The organism is Dehalococcoidia bacterium, assembly GCA_030648205.1.
In the GTDB taxonomy this organism is placed as follows: Bacteria; Chloroflexota; Dehalococcoidia; order JAUSIH01; family JAUSIH01; genus JAUSIH01.
The window spans coordinates 1-13,347 of sequence record JAUSIH010000012.1; the positions used below are offsets into that span (position 1 = coordinate 1).

Genomic DNA, 13,347 nt, shown 5'->3' on the forward strand with positions numbered 1-13,347 from the left:
TGGGCATGGCGGTCGTGGCGACGGCGCTCCTGGGCGCGGCCTTCGACTGGGTGCTCACCTCCGCCTACCAGGCGCAGACGAAAGCCGGACACCGCACGGACTTCTGGGGCAGTCGCGGCGGCTTCCGCGGCGGCCCGTGGATGGGGGGCGGCTTCGGCGGTGGTGGAGGCGGCGGCGGGTTCGGGGGGTTCGGCGGCGGAGGCTCCGGAGGCGGCGGCGCCAGCGGGAAGTGGTGAAGCCAGAGTTGGGGACTGCTCCGCTTTCCTTCGCGCTTCTCTCGCGCTACAATAGTCTTTTGCCATGCTAGTGAAGGAACGCATCGCCCAACTGGTGCAGGCCGCCGCCACGGAGGCGGTCCAACGTGGCCTGCTGCCCTCCATCTCCCTGCCGGACGTCCTCATCCAGCAGCCCCAGAACCCGGAGCACGGCGATTACGCCACCAACGTGGCGCTCAAGTTAGCGCGCGCCGCCCGCAAAAGCCCCCTTGAGATCGCCAGGACGCTCGCCGACACCATGCCCCAGGCCGACGAAATCGCGGAAACCCGCGTCGCGCCGCCCGGCTTCATCAACTTCGTCCTCTCCGACGCCTGGCTGAAACGCCAGGTGGTGGAAGTCCTTTCCGCGGGTGACGACTTCGGCAGTTCCACCACGGGCGCCGGACAGAGCGTGCAGGTGGAGTTCGTCAGCGCCAATCCCACCGGCCCCATCCACGTGGGCCACGGGCGCGGCGCCGTCCTGGGAAGCACGCTGGCCAACGTCCTTAGCGCCGCGGGCTACAACGTCCAGCGCGAGTACTACATCAACGACGCGGGCAGCCAGATTGAGGCGTTCCGCCGCAGCCTGTGGGCGCGCTACCAGCAGGCCCTGGGCGTCCCGGCCGAGATGCCCGCCGAAGGCTACGTGGGCGCGTACATGGTGGAGCTAGGCCAGGCGATGGCCGGGGAGCACGGACGCCGCTTCTTGGAGATGCCCGAAGAGCAGGGCCGGGAAACGCTCGGCGAAATTGGGCTTCAGAAGATGCTTGCGGAGATCCGCCAGGACCTGGCCCGCCTGAGCGTGGACTTCGACGTGTGGTTCAGCGAGCGGACGCTCTTCTCCGCCGGGCAGTACGACCGCGCGCTGCGCCTCCTGCGGGAGCGCAACGTCGTGCGGGAGAAGGAGGGCGCCCTGTGGTTCGCCTCCACCGCGCTGGGCGACGACAAGGACGCGGTGCTGGTGCGGAGCAGCGGCCTGCCCACCTACTTCGCCTCGGACGTGGCGTACCACTACAACAAGTTCGTGGAGCGCCATTTCCAGCGCGTCATCAACATCTGGGGCGCCGACCACCAGGGCCACGTGCCGCGCATGAAGGCGGTGGTGAGCGCCCTGGGCGTCGAGCCGTCGCGCCTGGAAGTCGTCATCTCCCAACTGGTGACGTTGAAGCGCGGCGACCAGACCCTGCGCCTCTCCAAGCGCACCGGCGACATCATCACCCTGCGCGAGGTGCTGGACGAGGTCGGCCCGGACGCCTGCCGCTACTTCTTCCTGACGCACTCGGCGGACAGCCAGATGGACTTTGACCTGGAGCTGGCCAAGAAGCAGTCCCAGGACAACCCGGTGTACTACGTGCAGTACGCGCACGCCCGCATCCACAGCATCCTGCGCAACGCCGCGGAACAGCATATCGCCTACGTTGACGGCGACGTGCAGCTTCTGCGCGACCCGGCGGAAATGGCGCTCGTCCGCAAGATGCTGCTGCTGCCGGAGCTGATCGAGGATGCCGCGCTCTCCCTGGAGCCGCACCGCCTGCCGCACTACGCGCACGAGCTGGCGACAGCCTTCCACGGGTTCTACCAGAACTGCCGGGTCATCTCGCCGGACCCCGCGCTGACCGCGGCGCGGCTGAAGCTGGTGGACGCCTGCCGCATCGTCCTGGCGCGCACGCTGAAGCTGATGGGCATGAGCGCGCCGGAGCGGATGTAACAGGGCCGGGCAGTACGGCCTGTCCCGCCCGGCGGGTGACTCCACCCTGCCGCCTCCTCTCAAAATACAAGGGCAACGCAAAGCCTGACTGGCCTTGCGCTGCCCTGACTAACCAAGCAGGTATGTCTCTGAAGCGCCAGGTTGCGAGGGAGCCCTATTCAACAATCAGTGTGGTTTTCATCCCCGCCTCGTAGTGACCAGGGGCGAAACACCCAATCTCCCACGTGCCCTTCGCCGTTTCTGGGATTTTGACCCTTATCCAAGCGTCTTTGACGCCAGACTCGAATTCCAGTTCGCCGAACTTGGCGCCTCCGACCTCGGCCTTGACACCCTGGTTGTAGAAGAAGACATCCGCCTCCACCATCTCAAAGAGGTTGGTCTCATAGCCGTCCGGGACGGCTACCTTCTTGCCTGAAATTTCCTGCTCTTCCATGTGGACTTTGCGCCCGACCACTAGCTCGTGCTCAGCTTTGCCCTCGTTGTGGATGTGGATGCCGACGGTCTTGCCAGCGGAAACCTTGAAAGTAGGATTCTGTTGTCCATTCACGTCGGCAAAATAGTTGTCGTACATGTGGATCTCTACTATCGTCTCTAACCGCTTGGGCTTCGCATTCGCAGGCGTATCAGCAGCCTTCGGATGGGCTGCCGCCACGGCAACCTGGCAAGCTGCCGTCGTGAGGATCAGCAACGCCGCACTTGCGCCGAGCGTAAGTCCCTGTACCCACTTCATTACACTACCTCCTTGTCCTGATACCCACGGTAGCAAGCATCACGGAGTACAACATCCTCCCACAGGGGTGATTTCGGGGGTGAGGAAGAGGTGAGAACACTAAGACAAAACGGCCAGGAGGCTCCTGGCAAGACTGAGGCGCGGGGGGGGGCGCTCTAAACGGGAGAGGACCGCATGGCGTGGGTGTCAATAGACCCGGGAAGGAGCGGCGTTCAGCGCAGGAGGCCCCGGCGCATGGCGTATTCCACCAGGTCGGCGCGCGTGTGCAGGCCCAGCTTCTGATAGATATGCAGGCGGTGCGTCTTCACCGTGTTCAGTCCGAGCACCAGGCGCTCGGCGATCTCCTGGTTCGTCAGGCCCTGAGCGATAAGCCTGAGCACCTCCTCCTCGCGGGGCGTCAGCGGCTCCCGTGGAGGGCTGTCCTTGCCCGTCTTCTCCCGGTCCAGGTAATCGCGCAGAACCGTCCCCGCCAGCTTCGGCGGCAGATAGACGCCGCCCTCAGACACCGCGAAGATGGCGGACAGGAGCTCCTCGCCGCTGGCCCCTTTGAGCACGTACCCGGACGCTCCCGCCCGCAGCGCCTCGAAGAAGAAGGCCTCCTCCTCGTGCATGGTGAGGATGAGCACCTTCACCTCGGGGAACTGCGCCGTCACCGCGCGTGTGACCTCAAGCCCATTCATGTCGGGCATGGTGATGTCCAGCAGAGCGATATCCGGGCGCAGCCGACGGACCTCGTCCAGCGCCTTCCGCCCGGTGGTGGCCTGACCCACCACCTCAAGCTTCGGCTCCTCTTTCAGCAGCGCCACAAGGCCCTGAAGCAGCAGCGTGTGGTCGTCGGCTACGACGAGACGCACGCGCCGCTTCTCATCGGCGGAGGTTTGGCCAGCGCCCGACGGCTCCCCGGAATGTCCCTGAGTGCTCATCTCACGCACTCCCGCTTCCGCCCTCGGCGGATGGGGGCAGGGCCTGGGTCTCCACGGCGGGAGACAGCGGAATGCGGACCTCCACGGTGGTACCCTCACCCGGGGCGCTCAGGATGCGGACGTGGCCACCCACGAGGGAGGCCCGTTCCTGCATCCCCGCAAGGCCCAGCCCCCTCCCGCTGTCGGGGTCGGGGACCACCGCCGTCGGGTCAAAGCCCCGCCCGTTGTCATGCACGATCATAACGATGCTCCCGCTCTCGCGCTGGAGCGTCACCTCCACCCGGCTGGCGGCGCTGTGCCGCGCGATGTTGTGGATGGCCTCCTGGGCCACGCGGAACAGTACCAGCTCCATCTCGGCGGGCAGCCGCGGCTCCGTCTGGCCCTGAATGGCGACCTCAACACCCAGGGGCCGCAGAGTGCGCTCCGCCACCCATTGTAGCGCGGGAATAAGCCCAAGTTGGTCCAACACGCCCGGGTGAAGCGCGGCGATGACCCTTCTGAGGTCAGCCACGACGCGCCCGACCATCTCCTGGGCCTGGGCGATGCGCTCCTTTGCCGCCTGGTCGGTGGAGGAGCGGGCCAGCCGCTCCAGGTCGAGGCGCAGCGCGGTGAGCGACTGGCCCACCTCGTCGTGCAACTCGTACGAGATGCGCCGCCGCTCTTCCTCCTGGGCGGCGAGGGCGCGGCGCAGAAGCCGGTGGGCCAGCGCTTCCTGACGGCGGAGCGCCTCGGTGCGCTCCTTGACGCGCGTCTCCAGCGTCTCGCTGAGGCGGGCCAGTTCCCGAATATTGTGAAGCAGGCTGCGGCGCATCTGCTCCAGAGCGTCAGCCATCTGGCCGATTTCGCCGCCCTCCGCGGCCTCCAAGGGCACCTGCAGGTCGCCCCCCGCGATGCGCTGCGCGGCCTGCGTCAGCCGCTGCACCGGCCGCACCAGCCAGCGGGTGGCCAGCAAAGCAATCCCCCAGATGGCAATCAGCACGATCAACCCCAGGAGCGCAAGGCCGGAGCGCAAACGCTGCACCGCGGCAAACGTCTCGGCCTCGTCGCCGCCCACGGCAACGCCCCACGGGGCCTCCTCAAGGGGAGCGATAGCCATCACGTGCGTGTGGCCCATCGGTTCCCCTGGCATGTTCAATTCGAAGGGTACCGTCGCCACCTCCGGCGCGTGCGCAGCCAGCGCCTTGCGGTAGAAGCTGATGTGCTCGCCCTGAGAGAGAAACGGCAGAGCGAAGGTGGACTGAATCACCTGTCCCTGGGCGTCCACCAGGACCGCGTGGCCGGTATTTCCCGAACGCACAGCCTGCTGCAAAGGCGACATGATCTCCGACCCGTCCATGGCCACCAGTCCCACCAGCATGCCGCGCAGCTTGCCATTGGCTCCCGGCAGCGGGACGGTGACAGCCGTCACGGGACGATCACCCTGGTCCAGGAAAGGCCCGGAGACGCCCCACGGATGCGACTGGACAGCCGCAGAGATGTAAGGGTTGTGGGAGAGGTCCGTGCCGGGCGGGTAGTCGGCGCTCGGATGCGCAAGCACCACCCGCTCCTGCGCGTCCAGAAACAGGATGGCGGCGAAGATGTTGGACTGTATGTAGGTTTGGACGAGAATGTGAGCCTCGTCCGTGCGGTCGGGAATGGCAGGGTCGAAGTCGGCCAGGCGTTGCGCCTGGCCCAACTCGAAGAGCGCCCGCCGCAGCACGCCGTCAACTTGACGGGCGACCATCTGGGCGATGACCAGGCGCTCTTCCCTAATGCGCTGGCTGCTGCCTTCGAGCGCCCACTCGCCCAGGGCGGTGAACGTGCCAAAGAGGGCCAGCACCCCCGCACTGAGCACCAGGGCCGCCCGCGGCCACAGCCCCAGACTCCACCACCAGCGTCGCAATACCCGCATAGGTACTACTTTACACCCGCCGCGCCGCGTCCGCGCGAGAAGGCGATGACGCCCCTGTCTCCCTCTTCGCGGCGGACACCTACAGCCCCGCCTCCTTGAACACCTTGGCCCGCGCCATGTAGTTGCGCTCCACCCGCGCAATCATCGCTTTGTGCTTCTCGGTGACCGGCCCCTTTGGCTGCGCGGGCACGCCCATCATCACCGTGCCGGACGGCACCTTGGCGCCGGCGGGCACCACCGAGTTCGCCCCGATGATGCAGTACTCGCCGATCTCCACGTCCTCCAACACGGTGGCGTTGTTCCCGATAAGCGAGTGCGCGCCAATGCTCCTGCAATGGACAACGCAGCAATGCCCCACCGTCACGCCGTCGCCGATGTCCTGGGGAATGTCGGCGTGCAGCACGCTGTTGTCCTGTATGTTCACGTTCCTGCCGATCCGGATGGGGCCCGTGTCGCCCCGGATGACCGTGCCCGGCCAGACGCTGGACCCCTCCCCTATCTCCACATCCCCAATGACGTAGGCCACCTCGCTGACGAACGCCGTCGGTGCGACGACGGGCGTCTTGCCCTTCACACTCCGTATCACTGCTCGCGTCCTCCTTGCGTGCAAACCGCGTGACTCTGATTATCCGCGCTCCGTGCCTTCAGCACCAGTCCGAAGAAGAAGCTCCCCTATGTTGCGACTGCCTCCGGCGCCGCCCTCTGCTCGCCGATGAACCATCCGGCGATGACCGCGCCCGCCAGTCCCGTGACCAGCGCCACCACCGCCAGCGCCGAGTAGCCCCCCAGGCCGATGACCAGCCCGCCCAGCGCGGCGCCCACCACCGTGCCCGTCTGATTGCTCGCCGCGTACAGCCCCGTCATGGTGCCCCGCGACTCCGAGGACACGTCCATCAGCAGGTTCAGAATGGTCGGCCTGCCGATAGACATGAACAGCCCCAGCGCGAAGCTTATGCCCACCGAGATAAGAAACCCTGGCGACGTGCCGAACAGCGCCAGCGCCGTCACGCCTGTCAGCGCCTGTGCGACCGCGCACACCTTCAGCCGGAGGCGCACCGTCGTCAGCGGGCCGCCGGTCACCGAGCCAATCAGCATACCGACTGCCACGACGGAAAGGGCCGGCGCCACCTCCGCAAGCGCAACATGGTACGTCTGGAGAAGAAAGGCGGCCAAGTACGTCGTACCGATGGTGACGGAGGTCCGTTCGGTGAAGTTGGCTGCCAGAAGCATGAGCGGGCGGCGGTTTTTCCGCATCGGCGCGAAGTATTGCGCGTAGTCGAAGCGCGCCTGCCTTTTTCTCTCTGTTCCGGGGAAGAAGAACAGGAAAAGGACGAAGGTCAGGGCCAAGGCAATGGCCAGCCCGAAGAAGGGCGTCCGCCAGCCGCCCAGGGCCGCGGCGTACGTGACCGCCGGCATACCAATAAGAGATGCCAAAGAGAAGGTGCCAAGCATCATGCTTACGGCGTAGCCGCGCCGCTCCGCGGGTACAAAATCGCTCACCGCCGCCGTGCAGTTGGGCGGCACGAGGGCGGCGCCCAGCCCCGTGATGAATCGGAACGCGGCCAGCGACCAGTAGTCCCACGCCAGACCGGAAGCCAGGACAGCCAGAGTGGTGACCACCAGACCGCCCAGAATAAGTGGCCGGCGACCGTAGCGGTCCGAGAAGGGGCCCGCAATTGGCGCGACGATGGCCCACGGCAGCGCCGTCATGGCCGCGAGCAGCCCCATGGCGGCCACGCTGGAGTTCAGGTCCCCGGCTAGCTCCACCAGCAGGGGGCCGAGGATACCGTTCGCCAGCATGCAGAAGAAGAAGGCAGGCAACGTCAGCGCCAGGAACAGGAGCAGCGGCATGGGGCGGGCGCCGGTAGCAGCGCCGGCTATCGTCGGGGCAGGCGTGGTCTGCGGCACGGGCTTGACAGTAGCACAGCCCTCTCTATAATGCAAGCCAACGTCTGCTGGACAGGTTCGTGCTCATGCCGTTGGCGCCTCGTCCCGCCCTTCTCGCGCCCTATCGAGCCCTTGACCTCACGGATGTCCAGGGCTATTTGTGTGGCCGCATTCTGGGCGACATGGGCTGCGACGTCATCAAGGTGGAGCCGCCCGCGGGCGACCCGGGCCGCATGCGCCCGCCCTTCTACCACGACACGCCGGACAACGAGCGCAGCCTCTACTGGATGACGTACAACGCCAACAAACGCGGCGTCACCCTGGACGTGGAGAGGCCGGAGGGCCGCGCCCTGTTCAAACGCCTTGTGGACGCCGCCGACTTCGTCATCGAGTCCTTCCCTCCGGGGCACATGGAGAAGCTGGGCCTGGGCTACTGGGAGTTGCAGAAGGTCAACCCCGGCGTCGTCCTGACCTCCGTCACGCCCTTCGGACAGGACGGCCCCTACCGCGACTACAAGGCCACGGACATCGTCAACATCGCCCTGAGCGGCGTCCTGTACGTGACCGGCGACCGGGACCGCCCGCCCGTGCGGGTCAGCTTCGCTCAGTCCTATCTGCACGCCGGCGCGGAGGCCGCCGCGGCCAGCCTCTTCGCGCACTACTGGCGCGAGATCACCGGCGACGGCCAGCACGTGGACGTGTCCATCCAGGAGAGCATGGTCTGGACGCTCATGAACGTCCAGCAGGCGTGGGACATGAGCCGGAGCATCGTGCACCGCGAAGGCAGCGCGCGCTACCTGCCGGCCACGGGGGCGCGCCTGCAGCAGCACTGGCCCTGCGCCGACGGCTACGTGAGCTTTGTGGTCATGGGCGGCTCCGAGGGTGTCCGATCCACGCGGGCCATGGTGGCCTGGCTGGACGAGGAGGGCCTGGCGAGCGAGGCGATGAAGTCCGTCCCCTGGGAGGAGATCGGCTTCGGCACCCAGCCCCAGGAGGAGTTGGATAAGCTGCACGGGCCTATCGGCAAGCTGCTCCTGCGCTACACCAAGAAGGAGTTGTATACGCAGGCCGTCCGGCGCGGCGTCATCTTCGGGCCGGTGAACACCGCCAGGGACATCCTGGAGGACCCGCAGCTCCAGGCACGCGGATTCTGGCAGCAGGTGGAGCACCCGGATCTGGGCAAGACGGTCACCTACCCCGGCCCCTTCATCAAGATGAGCGCCACGCCCCTGGGCATCTGGCGGCGCGCTCCGCGCGTCGGCGAGCACAACGAGGACGTGTACGAGCGGGAGCTTGGGCTTTCCCGCCACGAGATCGACGCGCTGCGCACGGCGAGGGTGGTCTAGCGATGACGCGACGCTTCGTCTTCGAGGGCCTGAAGGTCGCCGACTTCTCGTGGGTGGGCGTGGGACCTATCACCACTCGCTATCTGGCCGACCACGGCGCCACTGTCCTGCGCATTGAGTCCACGGGGCGGCCGGAGACGCTGCGGCGCGCCTCGCCCTTCAAGGACAACGTGGAGGGAGTCAATCGCAGCGGCTACTTCAACAACTTCAATGCGAGCAAGTACAGCATCACCCTGAACATGGCCCATCCCCGCGCACGGGAGGTGGCCCTGCGCATCTGCCGGTGGGCGGACGTGCTCGCGGAAAGCTTCAGGCCAGGTGTGATGGCCAAGTGGCGGCTGGACTACGAGAGCGTGCGAGAGGTGAAGCCGGACATTATTTACTTCAGCACCTCCATGCAGGGGCAGACGGGCCCGCGCGCGCACGTGACCGGCTTCGGAGTGCAGGCCGCGTCCATGGCGGGCATCACCTACGTCACGGGCTGGCCGGACCGGCTGCCGGCGGGCCCCTATGGGGCCTATACGGACACCATCAACCCGCGCCTGGCCGCGGCGGCGATCGCGGCGGCGCTGGACTACCGCCGCCGCACCGGGCAGGGCCAGCATCTGGACCTCTCCCAGTACGAGGGGGCTTTACTCTTCCTCGCGCCCCTACTCATGCAATATGTGGTGAACGGCACGGAGGCAAAACGCGCGGGCAGCCGCTCGCCGTGCGCCGCGCCCCACGGCGCGTACCCGTGCGCCGGCGACGACCGCTGGTGCGCCATCGCCGTCAGGACGGACGACGAATGGGCCGCCTTCCGCCGCGTCCTGGGCGACCCGCCGTGGACTCGTGAGGAGCGTTTCGCCACGCTGGAGGGGCGTTTGCAGCACACGGATGAGTTGGACGCGCTGGTGGCCGCATGGACAAGCCAGCATCCCGCTCAGGAGGTCATGCGCCGCATGCAGGAGGCAGGCGTGCCCGCAGGTGCCGCCCTGGACGGGCGCGACCTGCTGGATGACCCGCAACTGGCGCACCGCAGGCACTTCCCGCGGCTGGACCACCCTGAGGTCGGGCTGCACAGCATTGACGCGCTGGCGCACCGCCTGTCCAAGTCGCCGCCCCAGGTGCGGATGCCTGCGCCCTGTCTGGGAGAGCACAACTCCACGGTGTACACCAGCGTCCTGGGCTTCTCCGACAAGGAGTTCGTGGAGCTTGTAGCGGACGGAGTCATAGACTAGAGGCTGTCGCGCAACCCTCACCCCCTTGTGTCCCCCCGCTCCCTTCGCGAAGGGAGCGGGGGAGGATTTGAATCTGGGGGATACTCCTTCGGCTTCGCTCAGGACAGGCCCCAGACCCCCGCCAGAGGGAGTCGGTCCCTCTGGACACCCTTCAAACAGACTTTTGAAGTCGGCTCTGGAGACAAACACAGAGACGCCAGGACAGAGGGGTGGATGGCATGGCTTACGACAAAAAGCTGGCACAGCGCGTCCGCAGAGCTCTGGCGGACAAGGCCGGAGTCGTCGAAAAGGCGATGTTTGGGGGCGTCTGCTTCATGGTGCATGGGAATATGTGCTGTGGCGTCGCAAATGATGACCTGATGGTCCGCGTCGGCCCGGACGCCTATGAAAAGACTCTGAAAAAGCCGCACGCTCGTCCAATGGACTTCACGGGCCGCGCCCTCAAAGGGCTCGTGTTTGTCGGGCCCGGCGGGCGCCGGACAGATGAAGACATCAAAGCGTGGCTCGACCAGGGGCTAGAATTCGTTCAGCGCTTGCCCAAAAAGAAGTAGCAGAGGTCTGAAGTTATGGACCCGTTGACCCGGCGCGTCCGCGCGGAAGCCCTCGCGAAGCAGATGGATGACCCGCGCAAGGCCGCCGACGAGATGCGCCGCCTGCTGCGGGAGGCCGTCGCCGAGATGGAACCGTTCCCCTACTTCCTCGGCTCCTTCGACATAAAGGCGCTGGAAGCTGAGCCGCCCTCCGGCGCCGGCCCTGACAGGGGCTGCGTGGTGGTCTGCCCCGACGGGGAGCTGTACGAGTACCAGATCAGCGTGGTTGACGCAGGGCAGGGAGGCGGGGGACTGGACCGTCTGGAGAAGCTGGAGAAACTGGACCTGCCGCCGGGGGAGTACGTCGCCTACGCGCTTGCCGCGATGGAGGCGGTGGCGCGGGAGCAGCAGAAGAAAAGCCCTAGCTCCCACGGGCCAGGCCCAGGCTGAACCGTACGATTTTCGGAAGGCCGCGAACGGCGCGCCACCACTCCGGGCCGGAGCGCGACCGGGCCACCAGCGCCCGTATCTCCGCGCCCGCGCCCTTCCTCAGCGGCTCGCCGTGGGCAAAGCAGCACGCCTCGACGTCGAGCGCGGCCAGCCGCGTCAGCGACTCCTCATAGGTGGCGACATCCGTCCTGGGACTCGCCAGGGGCCGCACGATACGCAGGCCGTCGCGCAGGAGCATGTCGCCGGGGAAGAGGACGCGCTCGCGCTCAAGAAGGAAGCACACGCTGCCATCCGTATGGCCCGGCGTGTGGATGACGCGCACGCCGCCCAGAAGGGGCACAACGTCGCCGTCGGCGAGAAAGCCGTCCACCGGCGCGGGCACCGCCATCCGCAGACGCATGGGCGCGCGGCGCTTGGACCAGGTACTCACCACATGCGGCTTGCCATTAAGCTCGCGCGTCTCGGCGAGGTGCGCCAGGACGCGGGCGCCCGTCTGCTGCGCCAGTTCGGCGGCGCTGCCCGCATGGTCCAGGTGGCGATGGGTCAGGAGGATGGAGGTCAGCTCTTCGGGCTTGCGCCCGATCTTCCGGATGTACCGGCAGAAGCGGTCGGCGTTGCCCGGAAAGCCCGTGTCTATGACAGCCAAGGTGCGGTCAACGAGGAGATATGCTTTGGCCCCGCGTACGCCATCCACGAGATGCACACCGGGGAAAATCTCCATATCTTCTCTACGCATCCTCCTGTGAAAAATGTAGCTAAGTTTCAGTCTACACCCCCTGTCAACACCATGCAGGGGTTTAAGCGCGCGCCGCCCGCCTGGCCGGCACGGTCAGCCGGACGACCCGCCCCACGCTGTCCTGCTTGTCCAGCCCCTCCACAGCCTCAATAAGCGCCCGCACGCGACGCGGGGGCAGCGCCATGCCCGCGTTGTCGCGGAACTTGGCCTGAATGTCGCCCGCGCTGGCGGGGTTCTCCGGCGTCCCGCGCAGCGCCTCGATGCGGTGGGCATATGTCTGTCCGTCGCGGGTGCGAATGGTGACGTGCCCCAAGCCATAGAGGGAGACGGGCGCCTCCTCGTATTCCCGCGTCACCTTCTGCGCCAGCGCCAGAACGGTCGGATCGCGCAGCGCCTCCGTGGAGAACTCCCGCAGGCCGACGCGGTCGCGCAGTAGCCGGGCCGCGACCAGATAGGGCATGCTGAAGCGGGCGGCGTACGCCGTGGACGGGCGGTACTTGACGTCAGGCGGCTCGAAGTTGGTGCGATAGCGGAACGGGTTAACCCGGCAGCGCACCTCTTCTATCTCCTCGGGGCGGATGCCGTGCGTCTTCTGCAAATAAAGCGCCGACTCCATGTAGTGGTGCGTCCCGTGGTCGGAGGGGTACAGCTTGAACGCGATGTTCATCGTCTCCCAGCGACGGCCCAGGTCGCGGAGCACGCCGTCCAGCGGGACGTCGCCCGTGCCCATGAGCGCCTTGTAGAAGCCCAGGTCGCCCTCCAGCGCCCGGCGAGGGCCGGTGAAGCCCCGCTGGGCCAGACGCGCGCTGAGGATGCCGCCCTGCGCGGCCCACCCCGGATGGAGCACCTTCACGTCGCTGCCGTCAATGATGCCTTGCAGAATGCCCCCGCCGGTGCTGCACGCGATGCCCAACGCCATGCTGGTCTGCCGCGAGTCGAGGCGCAGGAGCTTCGCGGCGATAACCGCCGCGCCCAGCGCGCCGAAGAAGCCCGCGGTATGCAGACCGCGACGGTAGAACTCGTTGTGGCTCGCCAGGCACAGGCGCGTCGCCGCCTCGTAGCCGATGGCGACGGCGGTGAGGACGTCCCGGCCCGTCGCGCCGAGGGCCTCGCCCAGGGAGAGCGCCGTGCCGACCACGAAGCAACTGGAGTGGATGACCGCCTGCATGTGCGTGTCGTCGAAGTCCAGCGCGTGAATCCGAGCGGCGTTGGCGAGCGCGGCGCTGGTGGCGGGCAGGCGCTCGCCGCTGCCGAAGACCGTGGCCTCCGACTTGCGGCCCAGCGTCCCGACCACGTCCACAACCGCCTGTGCCTCGCCGATGTGAGTGGCCGCCACAGCCAGCCCCAGGGCGTCCAGTATCAGGAGCTTGGCCCTGTCCACCACCTCCGGCGGGATGTCCTCGTAGCGCAGGCCGCTCGACCAGGCGCATAGCTGCTCGGAAACCGTGGGAGAGGCAGGTGTGTTCGTCATGGTTCCTCCGGCGGGTCAGAGTGGGGACATTATACGGGGTCTTTGCCCTGTGAAGAAGGCGGTAAGACCTCACCCCATGGCCCCCTCTCCTATCAAGCAAGATAGGGGTTGCATCACGATATGACAGATGCGATATAATCCTTACTGTTGCCATTCGGCTCCTTGGCATGACAGGTTAGTCCGCGGCGTGGGGTGTTCTAG

General features: G+C 66.9%; 13 protein-coding genes. 6 read left to right on the top strand and 7 right to left on the bottom strand.

Annotated features, from left to right (window positions below; genetic code table 11):
* Together Q7T26_01285 and argS are read left to right on the top strand one after the other, a co-directional pair.
* The coding region (locus Q7T26_01285) for a hypothetical protein (GenBank protein ID MDO8530792.1) at window positions 1-236 on the top strand (236 nt) is incomplete at its 5' end.
* A gap of 64 nt (window positions 237-300) precedes the next feature.
* The gene (gene argS, locus Q7T26_01290) at window positions 301-1,962 is read left to right on the top strand and encodes an arginine--tRNA ligase (protein MDO8530793.1); all 1,662 of its coding nucleotides are present in this window, start codon (window positions 301-303) and stop codon (window positions 1,960-1,962) included.
* A 154-nt stretch (window positions 1,963-2,116) separates the two neighbouring features.
* Here argS and Q7T26_01295 read toward each other — a convergent pair whose 3' ends face one another.
* The 5 genes from Q7T26_01295 to Q7T26_01315 all read right to left on the bottom strand — a co-directional run bounded on the left by Q7T26_01295 (window position 2,117) and on the right by Q7T26_01315 (window position 7,450).
* Window positions 2,117-2,692 (bottom strand): hypothetical protein, encoded by a 576-nt coding sequence (locus Q7T26_01295; GenBank protein MDO8530794.1) that lies wholly within the window; start codon window positions 2,690-2,692, stop codon window positions 2,117-2,119.
* 212 nt (window positions 2,693-2,904) lie between these two features.
* Entirely contained in the window at window positions 2,905-3,615 is a 711-nt protein-coding gene (locus Q7T26_01300; GenBank protein MDO8530795.1) for a response regulator transcription factor, read from the bottom strand.
* 1 nt (window position 3,616) lies between these two features.
* Window positions 3,617-5,506: a HAMP domain-containing protein gene (locus tag Q7T26_01305; protein ID MDO8530796.1), complete on the bottom strand. Its 1,890-nt coding sequence runs from the start codon at window positions 5,504-5,506 to the stop codon at window positions 3,617-3,619.
* A gap of 79 nt (window positions 5,507-5,585) precedes the next feature.
* A complete protein-coding gene (locus Q7T26_01310; GenBank protein ID MDO8530797.1) occupies window positions 5,586-6,092 on the bottom strand; it encodes a gamma carbonic anhydrase family protein in 507 nt (168 codons plus the stop codon).
* Between the two features lie 86 nt (window positions 6,093-6,178).
* The gene (locus tag Q7T26_01315) at window positions 6,179-7,450 is read right to left on the bottom strand and encodes an MFS transporter (protein MDO8530798.1); all 1,272 of its coding nucleotides are present in this window, start codon (window positions 7,448-7,450) and stop codon (window positions 6,179-6,181) included.
* 29 nt (window positions 7,451-7,479) lie between these two features.
* Here Q7T26_01315 and Q7T26_01320 point away from each other — a divergent pair, with 29 nt between their 5' ends.
* The 4 genes from Q7T26_01320 (at window position 7,480) to Q7T26_01335 (ending at window position 10,939) form a co-directional block, all read left to right on the top strand.
* The gene (locus Q7T26_01320; GenBank protein ID MDO8530799.1) at window positions 7,480-8,739 is read left to right on the top strand and encodes a CoA transferase; all 1,260 of its coding nucleotides are present in this window, start codon (window positions 7,480-7,482) and stop codon (window positions 8,737-8,739) included.
* Between the two features lie 2 nt (window positions 8,740-8,741).
* Window positions 8,742-9,959: a CoA transferase gene (locus tag Q7T26_01325; protein ID MDO8530800.1), complete on the top strand. Its 1,218-nt coding sequence runs from the start codon at window positions 8,742-8,744 to the stop codon at window positions 9,957-9,959.
* A gap of 218 nt (window positions 9,960-10,177) precedes the next feature.
* A complete protein-coding gene (locus tag Q7T26_01330; protein MDO8530801.1) occupies window positions 10,178-10,510 on the top strand; it encodes a TfoX/Sxy family protein in 333 nt (110 codons plus the stop codon).
* A 15-nt stretch (window positions 10,511-10,525) separates the two neighbouring features.
* Window positions 10,526-10,939: a hypothetical protein gene (locus Q7T26_01335; protein ID MDO8530802.1), complete on the top strand. Its 414-nt coding sequence runs from the start codon at window positions 10,526-10,528 to the stop codon at window positions 10,937-10,939.
* Here Q7T26_01335 and Q7T26_01340 read toward each other — a convergent pair.
* Together Q7T26_01340 and Q7T26_01345 are read right to left on the bottom strand one after the other, a co-directional pair.
* Entirely contained in the window at window positions 10,911-11,675 is a 765-nt protein-coding gene (locus Q7T26_01340) for an MBL fold metallo-hydrolase (protein MDO8530803.1), read from the bottom strand. The two genes, Q7T26_01335 and Q7T26_01340, sit on opposite strands and share 29 nt — an antisense overlap.
* 61 nt (window positions 11,676-11,736) lie before the next feature.
* The gene (locus Q7T26_01345) at window positions 11,737-13,146 is read right to left on the bottom strand and encodes an MmgE/PrpD family protein (protein MDO8530804.1); all 1,410 of its coding nucleotides are present in this window, start codon (window positions 13,144-13,146) and stop codon (window positions 11,737-11,739) included.
* Between the last annotated feature and the right edge of the window lie 201 nt (window positions 13,147-13,347).